Raw genomic sequence first — 23,287 nt, forward strand, 5'->3', positions numbered from 1 at the left:
CCCGCTGTGAAGGAGCCGTCATGCCCTACCGCCCTCCTCTGGTCGCGCGCGAGTACTTCGTGGCCGACCCGCCCGAGCTACCGGTGCGCGCGCACGGTGAAGAGGGTCTGTCCGCCGTGAGCACCGCCGAGGTGGTGGCCGCCGACGACGCCGGGGTGACCCTGAAGGGGAGCACCTCCGCCGAGGAGACCCTGGTGGTCCAGGTGGGCGTGGCCGGCGAAGGGGTGATCAGGGTACGGCTGGCGCAGGACGCCGAGGCCCGCACCCGCTCGGCGCGCGCGATCTCCATGGTGACGCCGGGCGACTACCCGGACGCCAGGGTGGAGGTCCACGAGGACCGGGTCACGGTGGACGCGGGCTCCCTCAGGGCGGAGATCACGCTGTCGCCGTGGCACCTGCGCTTCACTGACGCAACAGGAAGATTGCTGGTCGAGCAGGACGGCGGCCATACCGACATCAGCGGACGCCTGCGCACCCTGCCCTTCGGCCGCTCCAGCGTCGACGGCGGCACCGTCGCCTACCACGAGAGCTTCGCCGCCGGCCCCGACGAGGCCTTCAGCGGCTTCGGCGAGTCGTTCACCCCGCTCGACAAGCGAGGCCAGCGCCCGCTCATGTGGAACTTCGACGCCTTCGGCGCCGAGTCCCAGCGCGCCTACAAGAACGTGCCCTTCTACCTGTCGAGCAGGGGGTACGGCATCGCGGTCGACAGCGGCATGCCCACCGAGTTCGACGTCTGCCAGACCACCCACAGCACCGTGCAGATCGTCGTCCCCGACGACCTGATCGACTACTACGTGATCGCCGGGCCGACCCCGCCCCAGATCCTCGACCGCTTCGACGGCATCACCTGCCGCCCCGCCCTCCCGCCTGACTGGGCCTTCGGCACCTGGATCTCCTCGGGCTTCTTCGTCGACTCCCAGGAGCGCGTGCTCGGCCGCGCCCGCACGATCAGGGAGAAGGACATCCCCTGCGACGTGCTGCATCTCGACACCTACTGGCAGACCGAGGGCCACTGGTCGGACCTGCGCTGGGACGCCGAGCGCTTTCCCGACCCGACCGCGATGCTGCGCGAGCTCGACGAGATGGGCTTCAAGGTCTGCCTCTGGATGAACCCCTACATCTCCCACCTGTCGCCCGTCTTCTCCGAGATCTCGGAGTTCTTCCTGAAGACGCCCGGCGGCGAGCCGTACGTCGCCGACTGCTGGCACGGTTCCTTCCCGGCCTGCGCGATCGTCGACTTCACCAACCCCGACGCCGTCACCTGGTTCAAGGACCAGCTGCGCCCCCTGCTCCAGCAGGGCGTGCAGGTCTTCAAGACCGACTTCGCCGAGGGCGTGCCGCACGACGCGGTGGCCTTCAACGGCATGACGGGCACCGAGCTGCACAACGTCTACACCCTGCTCTTCAACGACGTCGTCGCCGAGGTCACCCACGAGGTGCACGGGCACACCCTGGTCTGGGCGCGCTCCAGCTTCCTGGGCGGGCAGCGGCACGCGGCCCAGTGGAGCGGCGACATCTACACCAGCTACGCCGCCATGGGCAGCACCATCAGGGGCGGCCTGGCGCACGGGCTGTCGGGCATCCCGTTCTGGAGCCACGACGCGGGCGGCTTCACCGGGCGGCCCACCGACGACCTGTACGTGCGCTGGACCCAGTTCGGGGCGCTGTCGCCGCTGCTGCGGCTGCACGGCACCACCACCCGCGAGCCGTGGGAGTTCCCCGAGGTCGAGGCCGAGGCGATCGCCGCGCTCAAGCTGCGCTACCGGCTCATGCCGTACATACTCAAGGCCGCACGCGAGGCCGCCGAGACCGGCGCGCCGATGATGCGCGCGCTCTGCGTCGACTACCCGGAGGACCCGGTCAGCTGGCAGGCCGACCTCGAATACCTGCTCGGGCGCGACCTGCTGGTCGCGCCGATGATCTCCCCGGAGGGCACGCGCCAGGTGTACCTGCCGCACGGGGAGTGGGTCGACTACTGGACCCGCGAAGTGCTCATCGGGGGGCGCTACGTCCAGGTCACCAAGCCCCTGGACCAGATCCCGCTCTACGTCAGGAGCGGCGCCGTCATCGAGGAGACACCGTGAGACGCATAGCAGTTGCCGTACTGGCCCTCGCCCTGGTCGGCTGCGGAGCCGACGCAGGAGACCCCCAGCCCGCCGCCTCGGGCAGCGCGTCGGGAGGCGCGGCACCCAGGACGCTGACCCTCTGGCACTACGAATCGGCCGACGGCGCGATGGGCAAGGCCTGGGCCGAGGCCGTCAAGAAGTTCGAGGCCACCCACCCCGGCGTGACGGTCAAGTTCGAGCAGCAGAGCTTCGAGCAGCTGCAGAAGACCGCGAGCCTGGCGCTCAACTCCGACTCGGCGCCCGACGTGATGGAGTTCAACAAGGGCAACGCCACCACGGGCCTGCTGTCCAAGCAGGGCCTGCTGACCGACATGTCCGCGGAGGTGACCAAGCGCGGCTGGGACAAGAAGCTCCCCGGCGGCCTGCAGACCACCTCCATGTACGACGAGCGCGGCGTGATGGGCTCGGGCAAGTGGTACGGCGTGACGAACTACGGCGAGTTCGTGATGGCCTATTACAACAAGGCCCTGTTCGACAAGCACGGCGTCCAGGTGCCGACCACCTACGACGAGCTCGTCAAGGCGCTCGACGCCTTCGTCGCCAAGGGCGTCACCCCGATCGCCAACTCGGGCCAGGAGTACCCCGCCCAGCAGATCTTCTACTCCCTGGCGTTGTCGAAGGCCGACAAGGCCTGGGTGGACGCCTACCAGTCCTACAAGGGCACGGTCGACTTCCACGGACCGCAGTTCACCCATGCCGCCACGACCTACGCGGACTGGGTGAAGAAGGGTTACGTCGCCAAGAACTCGGCCGGCCTGGTGGCCGAGGACATGGGTGTGGCGTTCATGGGCGGCAAGTTCCCCATCATGATCTCCGGCAGCTGGTGGTACGGCCGCGTGCAGTCCACGGTCAAGGACTTCGAGTGGGGCATCTTCCCCTTCCCCGGCAACACGCTGCACCCGGGCTCGGGCGGCAACCTCTGGGTGGTGCCGGAGAAGGCGAGGAACAAGGATCTGGCCTACGACTTCATCGACATCACGATGAGCCCCGAGATCCAGAACATCATGGGCAACTCCGGCGGACTGCCCGTCGCCGCCGAGGCGAGCGCGATCACCGACGCCAAGTCCAAGGAGCTCATCGAGACCTTCGGCAAGGTCTCCAGCGGCCTGGCGTTCTACCCCGACTGGCCCGCGCCCGGCTACTACGACGTGCTCGTGGGCGGGGTGCAGAAGCTGATCAACGGCAAGGCCGAGCCCGCCGCGGTCCTCGACGAGCTGGCCAAGCCCTACCAAGAGAACCTCGAAAGCCTTGGCAACTAGACGCTGGTGGCTGTACCTGCTCCCGAGCCTGGTGCTGTTCGCCGTGGTGATCGTCGGGCCCTTCCTGATGAACATCGCGGCGAGCTTCACCAAGTGGTCGGGAGTGGGAACTCCGCGCTGGGCCGGGCTCGACAACTACGCGCGGCTGCTGGAGGACGAACGTTTCTGGGCGTCCTTCCAGAACAACGTGGCGCTCATCCTGGCGATGGCGGTGGTGCCGACCGTCCTCGGCCTGGTGCTGGCGGCGGTCCTGTTCGACCTGCGCGGCCGCTCGTCGGTGGTGCTGCGGGCGTTGTACTACCTGCCGCAGGTGCTGCCGGTCGCGGTGGCCGGCGTGGTGTGGCGCTGGATGCTGCACCCGGAGCACGGTCTGAAGGTGGACTGGCTCGGCAACCCGGACACCGCGCTGGCCACGGTGATGGCCGTCATGGTGTGGTTCCAGCTCGGGTATCCGCTGGTGATCTTCATGGCCGGGCTGGGGCGCATCGATCCCGCTCTGGGCGAGGCCGCTTCGATCGACGGCGCCGGCTGGTGGCGGCGCTTCTGGAACATCACGCTGCCGCAGCTGCGGCCGGAGATCTTCGTGGTGCTGGCGACGTGCACGATCGCCGCGCTGAAGGTGTTCGGCCCGATCTTCGTGCTGACCCGGGGCGGGCCTTCCGACGCGACCCTGGTGCCGTCGTACTTCTCCTACCTCAACTTCTTCACCAAGCTCGACGTCGGGTACGGCTCGGCGATCGCGACCGTGCTCGCCCTCGTCATCGTCGTGGTGACCGCCCTGTTCCTGCGCGCCCAGGAGCGGCCATGAGACGCGGATCGTTGATGGTCGCCCTCTTCACCCTGGCCGGGGCCATGATCTTCCCGTTCGTGCTGGTGGCGCTGAACGCGGTCAAGTCGCCCGCCGACTACAGCACCAACGGGCCGTTCAGCCTGCCTTCCGAGCTCTACTTCAAGGGCCTGGTGGACTTCTGGTTCCGGGTCGACTTCGGGGAGAAGATCTGGAACAGCTTCCTGATCAGCGCCTCGGTGGCGGTGCTGGCCGTGGTGCTGTCGGTGCTCAACGCCTACGCGCTGGGCATCGGCCGGATCAAGGGGCGCCTGTGGGTGCTGGTGCTCTTCCTGGTCGGCAACACGCTGCCGCAGGAGGCGCTGGTCTTCCCGCTGTTCTACCTGGCCCGCGAGGTGGGGCTCTACGACACCCACCTCGCCATGATCATCATCTTCACGGTCGTCCAGGCGGCGTTCGGTACCTATCTGCTCAGCGCCGTCCTGGGCCAGTTCCCGCGCGAACTGATCGAGGCGGCCTCCATGGACGGGGCCGGGCGCTTCACGGTCCTCATGCGGGTCGTGGTGCCGATCAGCCGTCCCACCCTGGCCGTGCTGCTGATCTTCTTCTTCATCTGGACCTGGAACGAGTTCTTCCTGCCGCTCATCTTCCTGGTCTCCAACGACCTGCAGACCGTCCCGGTCTCGCTGGCCGTCCTGCAGGGCGAGAAGTTCATGGACGCCACCACCTCCAGCGCCTCCGCCCTGCTCGGCATCGTTCCCGCCGTCGTCTTCTTCCTGCTCTTCCAGCGCACACTCACCCGTGGCATCACCGTAGGAGCCATCAAGTGATCAGACGCACGCTTGTCGCGGCCTGCCTGTTATCCACCCTCCTCACCGGGGCGGCCGACCCCGGCCTCCCCTTCCAGGACCCGTCCAGGCCGGTCGCCGAACGCGTCGACGACCTGCTCGGGCGGCTCACGCTCGACGAGAAGCTCGCCCTGCTGCACCAGGCCCAGGCGGCCATCCCGCGGCTGGGCATCGCCTTCCACAAGAACGGCACCGAGGCGCTGCACGGCGTCGGCTGGTCCAACGACCAGAACGACGGCTGGAAGCAGAAGATCGCCGGCGGGACCGTCTTCCCGCAGGCGCTCGGCCTCGGCTCCACCTGGGACCCCGCGCTGATCCAGCGCGTGGGCTCGGCCGTCGGCGACGAGCTGCGCGGCCTCAACAGCGAGAACCCGGACCTGTGGGGCCTGCAGGCCTGGGCGCCCGTGGTCGACCTGCTGCGCGACCCGCGCGCCGGGCGCAACGAGGAGGGCTACTCCGAGGACGCCCTGCTCACCGGGGCCATCTCGACCGCGTACGGCAAGGGCCTGCAGGGCGACGACCCCGCCCACCTGAAGGTCGCGCCGGTGCTCAAGCACTACTACGCCTACAACAACGAGAACCGCCGCGGCCTGGAGTCGTCCGACCTCACGCCGCGCATCGAGAAGGAGTACTACCAGCAGGCGTTCAGGACGGCGATCTCCGCGAACGCCGCCACCGGTGTGATGGCCTCCTACAACAAGGTCAACGGGCGCCCCACCCACGTCGACGCCGACCTGAACGCCGAGGTCCGCTCCTGGACCGACCAGAGGCTCTACAACGTCAGCGACGCATGGGCGCCCCACTCGCTGACCGACTACCAGCAGTACTTCGCCACCAAGCCCGAAGCCTTCGCCGCCGTGATCAAGCAGGGCCTGGACAGCTTCACCATCGACGACAACCGCGCCCAGCCGATGATCGACATCCTCAAGGAGGCGCTCGCCAAGGGCCTGCTCACCGAGGCCGACGTCGACGACTCGGTGCGCAGCGCGCTGACCATCAGGACCCGGCTGGGCCACTTCGACCCCGACGGCGGGCCGTACAAGAAGATCACCAAGGACGTCGTCGACAGCCCCGCCCACCGCGCGCTCAACCGGGAGACCGCGGGCAAGGCGGCGGTGCTGCTGAAGAACTCCGGCCTGCTGCCGCTCAAGAACCCGTCGTCGGCCGCCGTCGTCGGGCCGCTGGCCGACGCGCTGCACCGCGACTGGTACGGCGGGCAGCCGACCTACCAGGTGACGCCGCTCGCGGGCGTCAAGGAGAAGGTCGCGGACGTGAGCACGGGCACCGGCCTGGAGCGCATCGCCCTCAAGCACCTCGACACCGGCAAGTACGTCACCGCGACCGACGGCAACGTCGTCGTGGCCGACCGCACCGCCCTGTCCGAGTGGGACCTCACCGACTGGACGGGCCCGGTCTCGACCCTGCGCAACGTGGGCAACGGCAAGCTGCTCGGCGGCAACTGGGGACCGTTCAACACCGTGGCCGACAACCCCGACGGCTGGTACGTGCAGCAGCAGTTCGCCCTGGAGAAGCAGGCCGACGGCAGCTACCTGGTCAAGTACGAGGGCTACGAGATCGACGAGGGCTGGTTCTGGATCGACGAGCCCTATGTGACCGTCGGCGCCGACGGCGTGCTCGGCATGGGCACCAAGGACCAGGCCGCGCGCTTCGCCAAGGAGGTCCTCGTCGACGGCATCGCCGAGGCGGCCAGGCAGGCCGCGTCCAAGGACGTCGCCGTCGTGGTCGTCGGCAGCCACCCGTTCGTCTACGCCCGCGAGTTCCACGACCGTGACGACCTGCGGCTCGGCGACGGTCAGAAGCGCCTGATCGAGGCGGTGCGCAAGGCCAATCCGCGCACCGTGGTCGTCCTGGAGACCAGCTACCCGGTCATCGTCGACACCCCGAACCTGCTGTGGACCACGCACGCGGGCGCCGAGACCGGCCACGCCGTCGCCGACGTGCTCTTCGGCGCGGTCAACCCGGCCGGGCGGCTCACCCAGACCTGGTACTCCACCGACGACCTGCCGAGCATCCTGAACTACGACATCGCCGCGACCGGCATGACCTATCTCTACAACCGCCAGCCGACCCTCTACCCCTTCGGCCATGGTTTGTCGTACACCACCTTCGGCTACCAGGGCCTGAAGGCGCAGGGGAACCAGGTGAGCGTCAAGGTCACCAACACCGGCAGGGTCGCGGGCGACGAGGTGGTCCAGCTCTACACCAGCCAGCAGGAGTCCCGCTTCAAGCAGCCGGACAAGCAGCTGAGGGGCTTCCAGCGGGTGTCGCTCAGGCCCGGCGAGTCGAAGACCGTCACCTTCACCGTCGACTTCTCCACCTGGGACCAGACGCGCAACAGGTGGATCGTCGAACAGGCCACGCATGACGTCCTCGTCGGCTCGTCCTCCGAGCGGATCAGGCAGCGCACCACGCTCCAGGTCAGGGGCGAGGTCGTGCCGCCGCGCGATCTGACGGCGACGACGCGGGCGATGGACTTCGACACCTACGCCGGTGTGAAGTTCGTGCCGGAGACCCTGCTGCGGGGCGACGCTGTCGCCGGGCCCGGCACGATCTCCTTCACCAAGGCGCGCTTCGGAGCGGCCTTCACCGCCCTGGCGGCCGGGACAGGCACCATCGAGGTCCGCCGGGGCACCACCCTGATCGGCACCGTGAGCGTCTCCTCGGCCGAGTGGAGCACCGTCTCCGCCGCGGTCAGGGCCGGGAGCGGTGACCTGCGCCTGGTGCTGTCGGAGGGGGTGAGGCTCAGCTCCTTCTCACTGAAGTAGCAGCGCCAGCAACGGCACGGTCGCCAGGGACAGCAGGCTCGACACGAGGATGGCGTCCCTGGCCAGACCGGCCGGCCTGCCGTACACGGTGGCGTAGACGAAGGTGTTCTGAGCGGTTGGGAGCGCCGCGAAGACCACCGCCGACATCAGCGCCGCCGTGTCGAGTCTGAGCACGAAGCGCCCGATGAGGAAGGCGAGGGCCGGGTGAGCCAGGAGCTTGACGGCCACCACCAGGCTCACCGGGCGCAGGCGGCTCAGCTCCGCCCTGGGCACGTCGAGAGACATGCCCAGGGCGAAAACCGCCAGCGGTACGGCGGCCCCGCCGAGGGAGTCGAGCGTGCCCGCGATCACTTCGGGCAGCTCCAGGCCGGTGGCCGCCACCGCCAGGCCCAGCGCCGCGGCGACCATGTTCGGCGTGCGCAGCGGCGCCCACGAGAACCGTTTCTCGGAGCCGAGCGCCATGAAGATCGGGGGAGACATCACCATGATCTGGAAGAGCATCACCGAGAGCGCGAACGTGACGTCGTTCAGCAGGTAGAGCGCCACCGGCAGGCCCAGGTTGCCCGCGTTGACGTACGACGCGGCCATCGTGCCCACGATCCGCTCGTGCAGCCTGCCCTTGAGCACGAGCAGCATCACGCCGGCGACGACCGCGGTGGCGGCGGCGAAGGCGGCCAGCGGCTCGAAACGCACCTCGGCGAGGTCGGTACGGCTCAGCGTGGTGAACAGCACCGCCGGCATGGCCAGGTTGAAGGTGAACCAGGTGAAGACGCCCTGGGCGGGTGCGGGTACCCGCTTGCTACGGCTCGCCGCCCATCCGAGGAAACCGAGAGTCCAGATCGGGACAAAAGCGGCAAGGATCGATTGCACCCGCCAAACCCTATCAACCTGGTAATAGTTGGTTTTCAAAACAAACTATTGACCAGATCTTGCCCCTATGTGAACCTCGGTGTGCAGCAGTTACGCGCCGGCGTACGGCGACGGTCAGGGTCCCGGAACCGGTCTTTCGCACGCCTCCGAGAGGACCCACACAGATGCGCAGAGCACTCTTAGCCCTGCTCGTACTCGCCTGGCTGATCACCGTCCCGCAGAGCCCGGCGATGGCCGTCGCCGCCGAGCCGTACACCTTCAAGAACGTGAACATCGGCGGGGGCGGCTTCGTCCCCGGCATCGTGTTCAACCAGAAGGAGAAGGACCTCATCTACGCCCGGACCGACATCGGCGGCGTCTACCGCTGGGACAAGGCCACGGGCAAGTGGATCCCCCTCATGGACGGGATCGCCGGCTGGGACACCTGGAACCGCATGGGTGGCGTCAGCGTCGCCACCGACCCGGTGGACCCCAACCGCGTCTACGTCGCCGCCGGCATGTACACCAACGACTGGGACGCCAGGAACGGCGCGATCCTGCGCTCGACCAACCGCGGCGCCACCTGGGCCGTGACCGAGCTGCCCTTCAAGGGCAGCGGCAACATGCCCGGCCGCGGCATGGGCGAGCGCCTGGCGATCGACCCCAACAAGAACAACATCATCTACTACGGCACCGCGAACGCCAACGGCCTGTGGAGGTCGACCGACTACGGCGTGACCTGGGCCAAGGTCACCAGCTTCCCGAACGTCGGCAACTTCGCCCAGGACCCCAACGACACGCAGTACAACTACAACACGATGACCCAGGGCATCCCCTGGATCACCTTCGACCCGCGCACCGGCACGGCGGGCAACGCCACCCAGACGATCTACGCGGGCGTCGCCGACAAGGAGAACAACCTCTACAAGTCGACCGACGCCGGAGCGACCTGGACCCGCGTCGCCGGCCAGCCCACCGGATACGTGCCGCACAAGGGCGTGCTCGACCACGTCAACGGCTACCTCTACCTGGCCACCGGCGACACCGGCGGTCCCTACATCAACGAGGACGGCGAGGTCTGGCGGCTCACCACCGCCACCGGCGTGTGGACGGAGATCACCCCGACCCCCGACGCCGACCGCTACTACGGCTTCAGCGGCTTCACCATCGACCGGCAGGACCCCTCGACCATCATGGTCGCCTCGCAGGTCTCCTGGTGGCCCGACAACATCATCTTCCGCTCCACCGACAGCGGCGCCACCTGGACCAGGATCTGGGACTGGAACGGCTACCCCAGCCGCACCTTCCGCTACACCCAGGACATCTCCTCGCACCCGTGGCTGACCATGGGCAAGCAGTCGCAGCAGCCCGAGGTCGACCCCAAGCTGGGCTGGATGACCGAGGCCATGGAGATCGACCCGTTCGACTCCAACCGCCTGCTGTACGGCACCGGCGCGACGATCTACGGCACCACCGACCTGCTCAAGTGGGACAACAACCAGCAGATCACGATCAAGCCGTTCATCGCCGGCCTCGAAGAGACCGCCGTGCTCGACCTGATCAGCCCGCCCACCGGCGCCAACCTGCTCTCGGCGGTCGGTGACATCGGCGGCTTCCGCCACACCTCGCTCGACGCCGTCCCGTCGATGATGTACCGCACCCCGCTGCACGTCACCACGCGCAGCATGGACTACGCGGAACTGTCGCCCTCCACGATCGTGCGCGTCGGCGACACCAGCGAGACCGGCGTCACCCACCTGGGCGTCTCGACCGACGGCGGCGCCAACTGGTGGCAGGCCAACGGCGAGCCGGGCGGCATCACCGGCGGCGGCTACGTGGCCATCTCGGCCAACGCGGGATCCATCGTCTGGGCGCCGGGCGGCGCCGCCCCGCACTACTCCACCACCCTCGGCAGCTCCTGGACGGCCGTCTCCGGCCTGCCCACCGGAGCCCAGGTCCGCGCCGACCGCGTGACCGCGGGCAGGTTCTACGGCTACCACGGCGGCAAGTTCTACGTCAGCACCAACAACGGCGCGACCTTCACCCAGACCGCCGCGACCGGCCTGCCCACCGGCGGCGCCGGATGGGGCGTCGAGGGCGCGACCACCACCACGGTCCGCTTCAAGACGGTGCCGGGCCAGGCGGGCCACGTCTGGATCGTCGCGGGATCGCCCTCGACGGGGCAGTACAACAACGGCATCACCTACGGCGTGTGGAAGTCGACCGACGGCGGGACCAGCTTCACCCGCCTGTCCAACGTCACCGCCGCCGAGAACATCGGCTTCGGCAAGGCCGCCACGGGCGCCTCGTACATGGCCGTCTACCTGGTCGGCATGATCGACGGGGTGCACGGGCTGTTCCGCTCCAACGACGGCGGCACCTCCTGGGTGCGTATCAACGACGACCAGCACCAGTACGCCAACATGGGCGAGGCGCTGACCGGCGACCCGCGTGTCTACGGGCGCGTCTACCTGGGCACCAACGGCCGCGGCATCATCTACGGCGACCCGTCGGGCACCCAGACCGACACGCAGGCGCCGACCAAGCCGGGCACCCCGGTGGCGTCGGCGGTCACCTCGTCGGGCGCGACGCTGACCTGGACGGCCTCGACCGACAACGTCGCGGTGACGGGTTACGACGTCTACCGGGGCAGTACGCTGGCCGGCTCCACGACCGCGACCTCGTTCACCGCGACGGGCCTGTCGCCGGCCACCGCCTACACCTTCACGGTCAGGGCCAAGGACGCGGCGGGCAACACCTCGGTGGCCTCCGACGGGGTCACCTTCACCACCACCTCCGGCACCGACACGCAGGCGCCGACCAAGCCGGGCACCCCGGTGGCGTCGGCGGTCACCTCGTCGGGCGCGACGCTGACCTGGACGGCCTCGACCGACAACGTCGCGGTGACGGGTTACGACGTCTACCGGGGCAGCACGCTGGCCGGCTCCACGACGACGACCTCGTTCACCGCCACCGGGCTGTCGCCCAGCACCGCCTACACCTACACCGTCAGGGCCAAGGACGCGGCGGGCAACGTCTCGACCGCCTCCGACCCGGTCACCTTCACCACCTCGCAGGGAGGCACAGGCAAGGCCTGCACCGCCACCTACACCAAGAACAACGAGTGGCCCGGCGGCTTCGGCGCCAACGTCACGGTGGCCAACACCGGCTCGGTCGCCATGACCGGCTGGACCGTGACCTGGACCTATGCCAACGGCCAGACCGTCACCAGCCACTGGAGCGCCGACCTCGTGCAGACCGGTGCGAACGTGACGGCCAGGAACCTGTCCTACAACGGCGCCGTCGCCGTGAACGGTTCGACGAGCTTCGGCTTCAACGGAGCCTGGTCGAACGCCAACACCAACCCCACGCCGACCTGCACGCCGGCGTAAGGGGTTCGCTGGACGTACGGCCGGCGCCGGCCTTCCGCAGGCTTCGCTCGGTGCCGGCCGTACTCGCTTAGCCGGTGAACATGCGGGGATTTATCCCTGCATGTTCACCGCAAAGTCCATCGGCTACTGGATCGCCCTGGACGCCCCCGTGGCCACAGAACGCATCGCCCGGCTGGGCTACGACTACGTCGTGCTCGACGGGCAACACGGCTTCATCGACCAGCAAGGGCTGCTGGCCGGCCTCATGGCCATCGAGCTCGCGGGATGCGCGGGCCTGGTGCGGGTCGAGGCCAACAACCCCACCCCGATCGGCCGCGCCCTGGACGCGGGGGCACGCGGCGTCATCATCCCGCTGATCGACTCGGCCTCGGACGCGGCGGCCGCCGTCGCCGCCGCCCGCTTCCCGCCCCTCGGCACCCGCTCCTATGGCCCCATGCGCGACCCTGCGGGAACACGTCCGAAACCGGCCGACGTCAACGAGAACGTCACCGTCGTCGCCATGATCGAGACCCCCAGGGCGCTCGCCTCCGTCGAGGAGATCTGCGCCGTGCCCGGCCTCGACGGCGTCTACATCGGCCCCTCCGACCTCTCCCTGGCCCTGGGCGGCGCCTATCCCGGCGACCCGGCCATCGCCGACGTCTTCGAGCAGGCACTGGAACGGATCCGCAAGGCCGCCGCCGCGAGCGGGGTGGCGGCGGGCATCCACACCCCGACGGGCGAGGTGGCCGCCCGCCGCCTGGCCGAGGGATTCGTCTTCGCCACCATCTCCGGCGACCTGTCGCACCTGGAGCAGGCCGCCGCCGCCCACCTCGACCGGGCCAGGCGCTAGAAACGTGTACGGCTCCCGCCACCACGCGGGAGCCGTACGAGGTCTCAGCCCTTGACGGCGCCGATGATCACACCCTTGATGAAGTGGCGCTGGATGAACGGGTAGATGAGCACCACCGGGATCATCGCGAGCACCAGCACCGCCATCCTGACCGAGGTCACCGGCACCGCCGAGAGGCCCAGCCCGCTGGCGTCCATGACCCCCGAGGCGGTCTGCATGGGCTGGCCCTGCAGGATGTAGGTCCGCAGGACCAGCTGCAGCGGCCACTTGCCGCTGTCGTTGAGGTAGAGCAGCGCGTTGAAGAAGGCGTTCCAGTACGCCACGGCGTAGAACAGCCCGATCACGGCCAGCGCCGCCTTCGACAGCGGCAGCACGATCTTGCGGAAGATCTGGAAGTCGGTCGCCCCCTCGATCCTGGCGCTCTCGATCACCTCGCCGGGGATGGCCATGAAGAACGCCCGCAGCACCACGAGGTTGAACGCGGAGATCGCGGCGGGCAGGATCAGCGACGCGTAGCTGTCGAGCAGCCCGAGGCTGTAGACCATGATGTACGACGGGATGATGCCCGGCCCGAACAGGAACGTGATCAGCACGGCGAACAGCAGCGGCCGGTGCAGGAGCGAGCCGGGCCGCGACAGGCCGTAGGCGGCCATGGCGGTGACCGACAGGCTCAGCGCCGTCCCCACCACGGTGATCCCGATGCTGACCGTCAGCGCCTTCAGCACGACCCCGCCGCCGAGCACCTCGGCGTAGGCGTCGAAGCTGAAGCCGTTCGGCACGATGACCAGTCCGCCCGCCTCGTTGATCGCTTGGGCGGAGGAGATGCTGGTCAGCACCACGATGTAGAGGGGGAAGAGGACGGCGAGCGTCACGAGGGCCAGGGCCAGAGCCTTGCCGATCTTCCCGAGCAGCGAGGGTTCCTCGTCCCAGACGGGCCGGAGTGAGGTTTGCGTGACAGTGCTCATGATCGTTGGTAGATCCCCTGCTCGCCGAGCTTGTGGGCGACTTTGTTCGCGACCAGAATCAGGATGAGGCCGACGACTCCCTTGAACAGCCCGGCCGCGGCGCCGATGCTCCAGTCGCCGGTCAGCAGGCCCAGCCAGTAGACGTAGGTGTCGAGCACCTCGGCGGCTCCCGCTCCGACCGCGTCGCGCTGGAGGATGAACTGCTCGAATCCCACGTTGAGGGCGTCGCCCAGGCGCAGGATGAGCAGGAGCACGATGACCGGGCGCAGGCCCGGCAGGGTGATGTGCCACAGGCGCTGCCAACGGCTGGCCCCGTCGACGGCGGCGGCCTCGTAGAGGTTGGGGTTGATCGTGCTGAGCGCGGCGAGGAAGATGATCATCCCCCAGCCGGCGTCCTTCCAGATCGCCTGGACGGTGACCAGTCCGATGAAGGTGTCGGGGTTGGTCATCAGGTCGATCGGGCTCATGCCCCAGTCGCGCATCACCTGCGCCGTGAGTCCCGCGCCTCCGATCATCTGCTGGAAGACCGTGACCACCAGCACCCACGAGAAGAAGTGCGGCAGGTAGACGATGTTCTGGATGACCGCACGCAGCCTGGGACGCAGCACGCTGTTGAGCAGGATGGCCAGGGCGATCGGCGCCGGGAAGTAGAAGACCAGCTGGAAAGCGGTGATCGTCACCGTGTTGCCGACGGCGTGCCAGAAGGCGGGCTCGCCCATGAGATAGACGAAGTTGCCCCACCCGACGTACGGGCTGTTGGCGATGCCGTCGATCGGGGTGTAGTCGAGGAAGGCGATCATGTTCCACAACGTCGGCACGTAGTGGAAGAGCCCGAGCAGGCCGAGCGCGGGCACGACCATCAGGAGCAGCTGCCAGTCCCTGCGCAGGCGGCTGAGGAACGACGACTGGCTGGGGCGGCGGCGCTCGCGCCTGTCCCGCGGGCGTGCAGGGGTCGTCCCCGTGGCCGGGCTGCGCTCGGCCACGGGAACCGCACGACGATCAGACACGGCCGTTGTCCTTGAGGACCTTCATGAAGAAGGTGCGTGCCTCTTCGCCGCCGGCGTCACGCCACTCCTGGACGATCTTGGCCAGGTCCTCCAGCGGGCGGCGCCCCTTGACCACGTCGCGGACCTTGTCCTCGGTGGGCTGCTGCGCGGCGGCCAGCTTGGAGGGGTCCTGCTTGCGGATGCCCTCGAAGGGGTACTTCTCGCGGCTGTTGTACCAGGCCAGCTTGAGGTCGCCGGCGGCCTTGATGTAGCCGGGGAAGTACTCGCTGTCGGGCTCGACCTGGCTGGAGAGGAAGAAGAAGGTCGGTGGCTGCGACTCCTGCTGGCCCTTCTTGGTGTAGGCGGGGAACTCACCGGGCTTCTGCGTGTAGTGCACGTCCTTCACGCCGTAGCGCCACAGGTGGTACTCCTCGGTGCCGATCGGCGAGCCGAACCAGTTGAGGATGCGCAGGACCTCCTCGATCTTCTCCTTGGGCAGATCCTTGCGCAGGAACAGGTACATCCACGCCGGCTCCTGGTACCAGCCGAACGGCTGGCCGCCGTCGTGGGTCCAGTAGTGCGGGCTCATCACGAAGTCGGGGTTGACCGGCGCCTGGCGCGTCACGGCCTCGTGCCAGGCGCCGAAGCCGTCGTCGGTGATGACGGCCTGGCCGCCCTCGAACAGCTCCTTGCCGGCCGGGGAGGTGTAGCCCTGCGCGACGATCGTCGGGTGCACGAGCTCGGCCTCGTAGAGCTTGCGGATGAAGGCGATGGCGTCGGCGTACTCCTTGGTCTCGAACTTGTGGAGCAGCTTGCCGCCCTCCAGCCTCCAGCTGCTGGGAGCGCGGAAGGCCCGCTCGATCTCCTGGTGGATGCCGCCGAAGGCCCAGCGCTTCTGCTTGGCGTCGGTGATCTTCTTGCCCAGCTCGAAGAGCTCGTCGGCGGTGTTCCACGGCTGCACGCCGAGCTTGTCGAAGATGTCCTTGCGGTAGTACGTCACGCGGGCCGGGCTCTGGCCGGGGTGCGGGATCGACATGAGCTTGCCGTTCCACACGCCGAAGGCCCACGCCTCCTCGCTGATGTTGGCGAGCATCGGGTAGGCGGCCGACTTGTCGCCGGACAGGTAGGGGCCGAGGTCGGCGAAGAGCCGGTCGACGGTGCGGTCGAAGTCGGCCAGGGCCTGTACGTTCCAGCCGGGCACGGCGGTGATCTCCGGCACGTTGCCCGCGGCCAGCATGGGGCCGAGCTTGTCGACGTAGGCGTTGCCGTCGACGATGTTGAGCTTGACGGTGGCGCCGAGCGCCTTGTTGACGCCGTCGTAGTACTCGTTGGGCACCGGCGGCGGCGGTCCCCACAGGGGCGTCATCGCGGTGAAGGTGCTGCCCTTGCCCGGCACCTCGGGGATCGCCTTGACCAGGGTCTGCGGGTAGGAGGTGTAGCCGATCGAGACGGGGTTGCTGACGTCGGGCTTCACACCCGCGTAGGGGATGTGCTTGGGCAGCAGCTGGGTCAGCTTGTCCACCGCCTCGGCGGTGCCGGAGCCCTTGCGCGAGACCGGCGCGGTGCCGCCGCAGGCAGCGGCGAACGCGGAGAGTCCGGCAAGGGTGAGAAAGCCGCGGCGGTTGATCGCGCCCTTCGAGGACGATGTCACGGCGCGCTCCCTTCTGGTTCTCGAGCAGGGGACCCGATAGAGTTAGTTCGTCTGATAGCCAAACAAATTAGTTCAGTGTCAGACTGGCCACAAGGTGTGGCAGCGGTCACAGATTGATGACGGGAGCGCGATGCGGCGTTTCGGCGGACTCCATGTTCACGGTATGGGGCAGTCATGAGGCATGATGGGGCGGATCCGGAGTGGGGGCGGCTTTGATCACATCGAACATCGATCCGCAGCCGGCTGACTTCGCCGACGTCCGCGCCACCAACCTCTCGGTGGTCCTGCGCTTCGTCCGCGACCATGCGCCGTGCTCGCGGGCCGACATCGCGGCGGGGACCGGCCTCAACAAGGCGACGGTCTCCAGCCTCGTGGCCGACCTCATCGAGCGACGGCTGGTCCGCGAGATCGGGCTGACCGAGAACCGGGTGGGCAGGCCGGCGATCATGCTGATGCTCGACGGCGCGCCGTACGCCGCCATCGGGGTGGAGATCAACGTCGGCTACGTGAGCGCCGTCGCCGTCGGGCTGGGCGGCGAGCGGCTGCTGTCGTGGCGACGCGCCTTCGAGGCGGGGCAGCACGTCGGCGAGGGTATCGCGGCCGTCGCCGCGATCATCAGGCGCGTGGTCGCCCGCATGGCCAAGCAGAACCGCCAGGTGCTGGGGCTCACGGTGGCGGTGCCCGGCCTGATCGACGCCCAGGGGGCCGTACGGCTGGCGCCCAACCTCGGCTGGCGCGACCTCGACCTCGGCGGAGACCTGGCCAAGGCCCTGCGCGACCCCGGCTTCCCGATCCAGGTCGACAACGACGCCAACCTCGCGGCCCTGGCCGAGCAACGGTTCGGCGAGCACGCGGGTGCCACCGACCTGGTCTACCTGACCGGCGAGATCGGTGTGGGCGCCGGCGTCATCATGGACGGCGCCCTGCGGCGCGGCGCGCTCGGCTTCAGCGGCGAGATCGGCCACATCCAGCTCGACGCCTCAGGTCCGGCCTGCAGGTGCGGCCGGGTGGGCTGCCTGGAGGCGATGGCCGGCATCGGCGCCCTGCTCGACACCGTCTCCGGCGCCGAGGTCGAGGAGATCGAGCGCCTGGCGGGTGCGGGCGACGCTGCCACGATCGCCCGGATCGAGAGCGTCGGGAGCAACCTCGGCAAGGGCGTGGCCATCGTCGCCAACCTGCTCAACCCGTCGGTGGTGGTGCTGGGCGGCTTCTACGTGCCGCTGGCGCCCTGGCTGCTGCCCGCGCTCGAGACGGAGCTGCGTGCCAGGGCCATCGCGCCGGAGGTGACGGTGGTCGCCTCCTCGCTCGGGCTCGACGCCGCCGCGCTCGGGGGAGCGGCCCGCGTGCTCGACTCCGTCGACTCCGGCCGCCTGCCCTCGGTCACCTGACCCACGGCGGGCGGGCGGAGGGCTCGGCCGCCGGGTCCTGGCTGCTCGCCCGCACGGACCCTCCCCGGCTCTTGACCTTCGCCACGGAGGGGTGCACCCTTCTTGAAACACCGCGAAATCCCCCAGAAACCTCTCCGGCAACCGATCGAAGCGCTTCGACATGGGCCGTCGAAGCGCTTCGACAAGAGGATGACGATGAACGAGACGTTCCGCGACCCCGATCTCCCCCTCGCCGAGCGCATGGCCGACCTGATGGCCCGGCTCACCGTGCCGGAGAAGATCGCGTTGCTGCACCAGTACCAGCCCCCCATCGACCGTCTCGGCATCGACGCCTACCGCACGGGCACCGAGGCGCTGCACGGCCTGGCCTGGCTCGGCCAGGCCACCGTCTTCCCGCAGGCCGTCGGCCTGGCCAGCACCTGGGACCCGGACCTGGTCGCCAGGGTGGGGGAGGCGACCGGCGAAGAGGTCGTCGCCTTCCGCCACAAGGGTGCGGGGCGCAACGTGTGGGCGCCCGTGGTGAACCCGCTGCGCGACCCGAGATGGGGACGCAACGAGGAGGGCTACTCGGAGGACCCGTGGCTGACCGGGCTCATGGGCGAGGCGTACGCCCGCGGGCTTCGTGGGAGCGCTCCCGTGATGCGGACGGCCCCCACGCTCAAGCACTTCCTCGGCTACAACAACGAGACCGACCGCTGCGTGACCAGCAGCAACCTGCCCCCCAGGGTGCTGCACGAGTACGAGCTGCCCTGCTACCGCCCGGCCCTGGAGAGCGGCGCCGCGGTGGCGGTCATGCCCTCCTACAACCTGGTCAACGGCCGGCCCGCCCACCTCAGCCCGCTGATCAACGAGATCCTGCGCGCCTGGGCGCCCGACGACATCCACGTGGTGAGCGACGCCTACGCCCCCGGCAACCTGACCGGGCTGCAGGCCTACCACGACGACGCGGCCGAGGCCTACGCCCACGCGATCAAGGCGGGGCTCGACAGCTTCACCCAGGACGACGACCGCCCGCAGGACACCCTGGACCACATCGCCGACGCCCTCGCCCGCGGCCTGCTCACCGAGGACGACCTCGACGTCGCGGTACGGCACGCGTTGTCGATCAGGTTCCGCCTCGGCGAGTTCGACCCCGCCACGCCGTACGACCACATCGGCGAGGACGTGGTCAACAGCCCTGAGCACCAGGAGCTGGCCCGCGAGGCCGCGCGGCGCTCGATGGTGCTGCTGCACAACGACGGCTTACTGCCCCTGGCGCGCACCGCCAGGATCGCGGTGATCGGCCAGCTCGGCGACACGCTCATGGAGGACTGGTACTCCGGCAGCCTGCCGTACGCCGTCACCGCCAGGAAGGGGCTGGACGCGGCCGTCTTCTGCGAGGGCGTCGACCGGATCAGGCTCGCCGTCGAGGACGGACCCGAGCTGGGCTACTTCGACGTGTTCGACTGGGGCGGCGGCGCGCTGGCGCTGCGGTCCGTGGCCACCGGGCGGTTCCTGGGCGCGACCGAGGACGGCCAGCTGATCGCCGACCAGCCGGGGCCCAACGGCTGGGAGGTGCGCCAGACCTTCCGCTGGGTCGGCCGTTCGCTGCGCAACCTGTCGACCGGCCGCTACGTCGGCGCCGGAGGACTCCAGGAGGACCCGCTGCCGCTCACCGTCGAGGTGCTCGTCAACGGGGCCGAGCAGGCGGCGGAGGTGGCCAGGGACGCCGACGTCGCGATCGTGGTCACCGGTGACCACCCGCTGGTCAACGGCCGCGAGACCGAGGACCGCTCCGACCTGGCGCTGCCGCAGGCGCAGCAGGCCGTGCTGAAGGCGGTCGCCGCCGCCAACCCCGACACCGTGCTGGTGATCAGCAGCGGCTACCCGTTCACCTGGACCGGAGCCGAGCGCGCCGCCGTCTGGTCCGCGCACGGCGGACAGGAGTACGGCAACGCGCTGGCCGACGTGCTCTTCGGCGACGCGGAACCCGAGGGCCGCCTCACCCAGACCTGGTACAGGGACGCCTGCGAGCTGCCCGACCTGCTCGACTACGACATCATCACCGCCGACGCCACCTACCTGTACTACCTGGGCACCCCGCTCTACCCCTTCGGCCACGGCCTGTCCTACACGACCTTCGACTACTCCGGCCTGGTCGTGACCACCACCGCCGACGAGATCAGGGCGAGCGTGACCGTCACCAACACCGGCTCGCGCGAGGGCGGCGAGGTCGTCCAGTTCTACTCGCGCCAGCGGGTCTCCCGCGTCAAGCAGCCCCAGCGCAAGCTGCGCAGATTCGCGAGGGTACGGCTGGCGCCCGGCGAGAGCCGTACGGTGTCGGTCGCCTTCCGGATCGACGAGCTCGCCTTCTGGGACGTCACCCGCGGCAGGTTCGTCGTGGAGAGCGCACCGCACCAGCTCATGGTCGGCCGCAGCGCCACCGACCTGCGCCTGAGCGCCCGCTTCGACGTCGCGGGCGAGGTGGTCCCGCCGCGCACGGGACCTCTGGACGCGGTGGACCACGACGACTACGACGCGATCACCTTCGTGGCGGCCTCCAGGGAGCGCGGTGAGGCCGTCAAGGCGGAGGCGGACGGCGCCTGGGTCCGCTTCCGCCAGGTCGACCTCAAGGGCGCCAGAAGGTGCGAGATCGAGGCGGGCAGCACCGAGGGCGGCGTCATCACGCTGCGCCGCGACGATCCGCTGGGCGGTCAGGTGCTGGCCTCCTTCCCCGTGCCCAGAACCGACCGGTACGAGGCCGTGGTGAGCAGGTCCGCACTTGCCGAATACGAGGGTGTGCACGACCTTTATGTCGTGCTGGAAAACTGCGGGATCACCGTGCGCGGGCTGTGCTTCGCATGAAGGGCAGGGATGTGACGATCGCCGAGGTCGCCCGGCACGCGGGCGTCGCGGTGAGCACGGTCTCCTACGTGCTGAGCGGCAAGCGGGCGATCTCCGCCGAGACCCGCCGCCGCGTGCTCGACAGCGTGCGCGCGCTCGGCTACCACCCCAACGCCGGCGCGCGGGCCCTGGCCAGCAAGCGGGCCAACGTGATCGCGCTGGTGCTGCCGCTGCGCGCGGGCATGCACGTGCCGGTGCTGATGCAGTTCGCCACCTCCGTGGTCACCGCCGCCCGCAGCTTCGACCACGACGTGCTGCTGCTGACCGCGGACGAGGGCACCGACGGCATCCGCCGTGCCGCCGCCAGCGCCCTGGTCGACGGCCTGATCCTGATGGACATAGAGGAGCACGACGAGCGCGTGCCGGTGCTGCGCGAGCTGTCGGAACCGACCGTGCTGATCGGCTTCCCCGCCGACTCGGCCGGGCTGACCTGCGTCGACCTCGACTTCGAGGCAGCGGGCAAGCTGTGCGTGGCGCACCTGGCGGGCCGCGGCCATCGCGAGATCGCCCTGCTCGGCGCCCCCGCCGTGGTCTACGAGCGCGGCACCGGCTTCGCCCGCCGCACCCGCTCCGGCTTCGCCGACGCGATCGAGGCACGGGGCCTGTCCGGCGTCGCGCTGCCCTGCGAGGAGGGTTTCGACGACGTCCGTGTCACCGTCAAGCAGCTCCTGGCCGACCATCCTCAGGTCACCGGCCTGGTGGTGCACAACGAGGCGGCCGTCGGGCACGTCCTGGCCACCCTGCGCGAGCTCGACAGGCAGTTGGAGGTCGTGGCGATCTGCCCCGACGACATCGCCGACCGCGCCCGGCTCGCCTCGGTGCTGATCCCCGCCGAGGAGGTCGGCAGGGAGGCGGTGCGGCTGCTGATGGAGAAGCTCGAAGGCCGCCAGGTGCCCGCCTCGACCCTGCTCCAGCCCAGGCTCACCTACAGGAGGGCGTAGATCGCGATCAGCGCGGCGGGCACGGCACGTTCACCTACGGCCACGGCTCGCCGCTGAGGGAGCGGCCGGTGAGGTTCGTCAGGTGGCCGCCCAGCAGCAGGCGCGGCGTCCCACGGAATTGCGGAGAAAGTGGGCAAATAAGAAGGGGTGCACCCGTCGGGTGCCCCCCTTCCCGCGAGACTGCTTACCAGTCGCCGCCGCCGAAGTCTCCGCCGCCGAAGTCGCCTCCGCCGCCGAAGTCACCCCAGCCGCCGGCGTCGCCGCCGAAGTCTCCGCCACCCATGTCACCGGCGGCCGCGCCGTCGGCGTAGCCGGCGCCGTAACCGCCCATGCCCATGCCGCCGAACATCATGGAGCCCATCATCGTGCCGATGAACATGCCGGTCATGACGTCGCCGAAGCCGCCGTAGTAGCCGTAGGCGTAGGGCTGGTAGGCCGGGCCCGCGTTGTAGTAGGGCACGCGCTGGCCGTGGACCATGACCTCACGCGGCTGCGGGTCGTAGCCCTGCTCGACCGCCTGGGCGTCCATGGCGCAGGCCGGCACCTCGCGCACGGCGCCGCCGGGCGGGGCCCAGCGCACGTCGCGCACGGACGGGCCGTGCTGCGGGTTGAAGAAACAGGGAGCGCGGCGCTCGGGGATCGGCTCGTTGGCGACCTTGGCCTTCACCACGGCCAGCGCGTAGCGGCCGTCCTCGAGCGTCTGGGTGACCTCGCGGATCTGGTCGGCCTTGGTGACCGCGGCGAGCTGGGTCTTGGCCCGCTCGTAGGAGTCGAGGGCCTGCTGCCATTCGCCGATGTGCTGGCCGCCCTCGCCCTGAAGGGTGACGTCGGTGTCGAGCGCGGTGATCTCCTCACCGAACTTGGTGACGTCCTCCTCCACGGTGGACTTGACCGCGGCCAGGTCGCGGGCCTCCTGCTCCAGGCGCTTCTTCTTGGCGTTGCGCGAGTAGAGGAAGTAACCGCCGCCGCCGACCACGGCCAGGGCGCCGAGCGCGATCAGCACGCCGGAGCCGCCACCGCCGCCGCTGACCGGGCTCGAGCTCAGAGCCGAGCGGGTCTTGCCCGCAGCGGCCAGGTCGACGCGCTCGGTCCACTCAGCGATGCCCTTGGCGAAGTCGCCGCCGGCGTTCTGGATGGCCAGGCCCTGGATGCGGTTGAGGGTGGCCTGGTTGACCACCGTCGAGTCGGCGTACATCCGCGTGCCGACGAACATGGCGATCGTCGCGTCGGGGCGTCCGGCCGCGTCGAGCTCCTTGCCCAGGGTCTGGATGAAGGCGCCGGCCTCGGCCTCGGTCGCGGCGCCGTCGGCCACGGCGACACCGTAGATCTTGGAGCTGGCGTCCTTGAAGTCGTTGGTGATGTCGGACTGCTGGTCACCGCTGAGCGGTGATCCGGAGTCGACGTAGAGCGGGTCGCCCGACTTCCATTCGGCCATCACGGCGGTGGCATCGGGAAGCGCGGCGGCGTGGGCCGCTGGTTGGAATGCGAGAACAGCGAACAGCCCGGCGAGCAGCGCAACGAGCGCGGCCCCTGCCCGGCGCAGCGAGTGGGTCATCGGCAGCTAGCCTCCTTCGCCCATAGGGACGAACCGGCGATC

At 69.4% G+C, this 23,287-nt stretch carries 15 protein-coding genes; 10 read left to right on the forward strand and 5 right to left on the reverse strand.

Annotation, left to right across the window (positions count from 1 at the left end; genetic code table 11):
* The first annotated feature begins 20 nt into the window (after positions 1 to 20).
* The 5 genes from HNR30_RS18970 to HNR30_RS18990 are packed head-to-tail and all read left to right on the forward strand — an operon-like array spanning position 21 to position 7,806.
* Positions 21 to 2,084: a TIM-barrel domain-containing protein gene (locus HNR30_RS18970; RefSeq protein ID WP_246378878.1), complete on the forward strand. Its 2,064-nt coding sequence runs from the start codon at positions 21 to 23 to the stop codon at positions 2,082 to 2,084.
* Complete coding sequence (locus tag HNR30_RS18975) at positions 2,081 to 3,385, forward strand: ABC transporter substrate-binding protein (protein WP_312894495.1); 1,305 nt, start codon at positions 2,081 to 2,083, stop codon at positions 3,383 to 3,385. Before HNR30_RS18970 ends, HNR30_RS18975 begins: the two co-directional genes overlap by 4 nt.
* A complete protein-coding gene (locus HNR30_RS18980) occupies positions 3,375 to 4,193 on the forward strand; it encodes a carbohydrate ABC transporter permease (protein WP_246378879.1) in 819 nt (272 codons plus the stop codon). Before HNR30_RS18975 ends, HNR30_RS18980 begins: the two co-directional genes overlap by 11 nt.
* Positions 4,190 to 5,002, forward strand: a complete 813-nt coding sequence (locus tag HNR30_RS18985; RefSeq protein ID WP_181611251.1) for a carbohydrate ABC transporter permease — start codon at positions 4,190 to 4,192, stop codon at positions 5,000 to 5,002. The genes HNR30_RS18980 and HNR30_RS18985 overlap by 4 nt, the downstream gene beginning before the upstream one ends.
* Positions 4,999 to 7,806, forward strand: a complete 2,808-nt coding sequence (locus HNR30_RS18990; RefSeq protein ID WP_181611252.1) for a glycoside hydrolase family 3 C-terminal domain-containing protein — start codon at positions 4,999 to 5,001, stop codon at positions 7,804 to 7,806. The genes HNR30_RS18985 and HNR30_RS18990 overlap by 4 nt, the downstream gene beginning before the upstream one ends.
* On the opposite strand, the gene HNR30_RS18995 is transcribed toward HNR30_RS18990, so the two are convergent.
* Positions 7,795 to 8,676 carry an AEC family transporter gene (locus tag HNR30_RS18995; RefSeq protein WP_181611253.1) on the reverse strand — a complete coding sequence of 294 codons (882 nt, stop codon included), beginning with the start codon at positions 8,674 to 8,676 and terminating at the stop codon, positions 7,795 to 7,797. The two genes, HNR30_RS18990 and HNR30_RS18995, sit on opposite strands and share 12 nt — an antisense overlap.
* Positions 8,677 to 8,840: 164 nt before the next feature.
* On the opposite strand from HNR30_RS18995, the gene HNR30_RS19000 reads away from it, so the two are divergent.
* The gene (locus HNR30_RS19000) at positions 8,841 to 12,047 is read left to right on the forward strand and encodes a cellulose binding domain-containing protein (protein ID WP_181611254.1); all 3,207 of its coding nucleotides are present in this window, start codon (positions 8,841 to 8,843) and stop codon (positions 12,045 to 12,047) included.
* Positions 12,048 to 12,147: 100 nt separating this feature from the next.
* Positions 12,148 to 12,876, forward strand: coding sequence for an HpcH/HpaI aldolase family protein (locus HNR30_RS19005; RefSeq protein WP_181611255.1), 729 nt, complete (start codon positions 12,148 to 12,150; stop codon positions 12,874 to 12,876).
* Between the two features lie 44 nt (positions 12,877 to 12,920).
* Here the strand turns inward: HNR30_RS19005 and HNR30_RS19010 are convergent, their stop codons facing one another.
* The 3 genes from HNR30_RS19010 to HNR30_RS19020 are packed head-to-tail and all read right to left on the reverse strand — an operon-like array spanning position 12,921 to position 16,478.
* Positions 12,921 to 13,841 carry a carbohydrate ABC transporter permease gene (locus HNR30_RS19010; protein WP_181611256.1) on the reverse strand — a complete coding sequence of 307 codons (921 nt, stop codon included), beginning with the start codon at positions 13,839 to 13,841 and terminating at the stop codon, positions 12,921 to 12,923.
* Positions 13,838 to 14,848, reverse strand: a complete 1,011-nt coding sequence (locus tag HNR30_RS19015) for an ABC transporter permease (RefSeq protein WP_312894497.1) — start codon at positions 14,846 to 14,848, stop codon at positions 13,838 to 13,840. The genes HNR30_RS19010 and HNR30_RS19015 overlap by 4 nt, the downstream gene beginning before the upstream one ends.
* Positions 14,841 to 16,478 carry an extracellular solute-binding protein gene (locus HNR30_RS19020; protein WP_181611257.1) on the reverse strand — a complete coding sequence of 546 codons (1,638 nt, stop codon included), beginning with the start codon at positions 16,476 to 16,478 and terminating at the stop codon, positions 14,841 to 14,843. The genes HNR30_RS19015 and HNR30_RS19020 overlap by 8 nt, the downstream gene beginning before the upstream one ends.
* Positions 16,479 to 16,690: 212 nt before the next feature.
* Between HNR30_RS19020 and HNR30_RS19025 the strand changes: the two genes are divergently transcribed.
* From HNR30_RS19025 to HNR30_RS19035, 3 genes are all read left to right on the forward strand, one after another.
* On the forward strand, positions 16,691 to 17,866 hold the full coding sequence (locus HNR30_RS19025; RefSeq protein WP_181611258.1) for an ROK family transcriptional regulator: 1,176 nt from the start codon (positions 16,691 to 16,693) through the stop codon (positions 17,864 to 17,866).
* 195 nt (positions 17,867 to 18,061) lie between these two features.
* Positions 18,062 to 20,710: a glycoside hydrolase family 3 protein gene (locus HNR30_RS19030; RefSeq protein WP_181611259.1), complete on the forward strand. Its 2,649-nt coding sequence runs from the start codon at positions 18,062 to 18,064 to the stop codon at positions 20,708 to 20,710.
* Entirely contained in the window at positions 20,707 to 21,690 is a 984-nt protein-coding gene (locus tag HNR30_RS19035; RefSeq protein ID WP_181611260.1) for a LacI family DNA-binding transcriptional regulator, read from the forward strand. Before HNR30_RS19030 ends, HNR30_RS19035 begins: the two co-directional genes overlap by 4 nt.
* Before the next feature lie 184 nt (positions 21,691 to 21,874).
* Here HNR30_RS19035 and HNR30_RS19040 read toward each other — a convergent pair whose 3' ends face one another.
* Positions 21,875 to 23,245 (reverse strand): hypothetical protein, encoded by a 1,371-nt coding sequence (locus HNR30_RS19040; protein WP_181611261.1) that lies wholly within the window; start codon positions 23,243 to 23,245, stop codon positions 21,875 to 21,877.
* Between the last annotated feature and the right edge of the window lie 42 nt (positions 23,246 to 23,287).

The organism is Nonomuraea soli (genome assembly GCF_013761175.1).
GTDB lineage: Bacteria > Actinomycetota > Actinomycetes > Streptosporangiales > Streptosporangiaceae > Nonomuraea > Nonomuraea soli.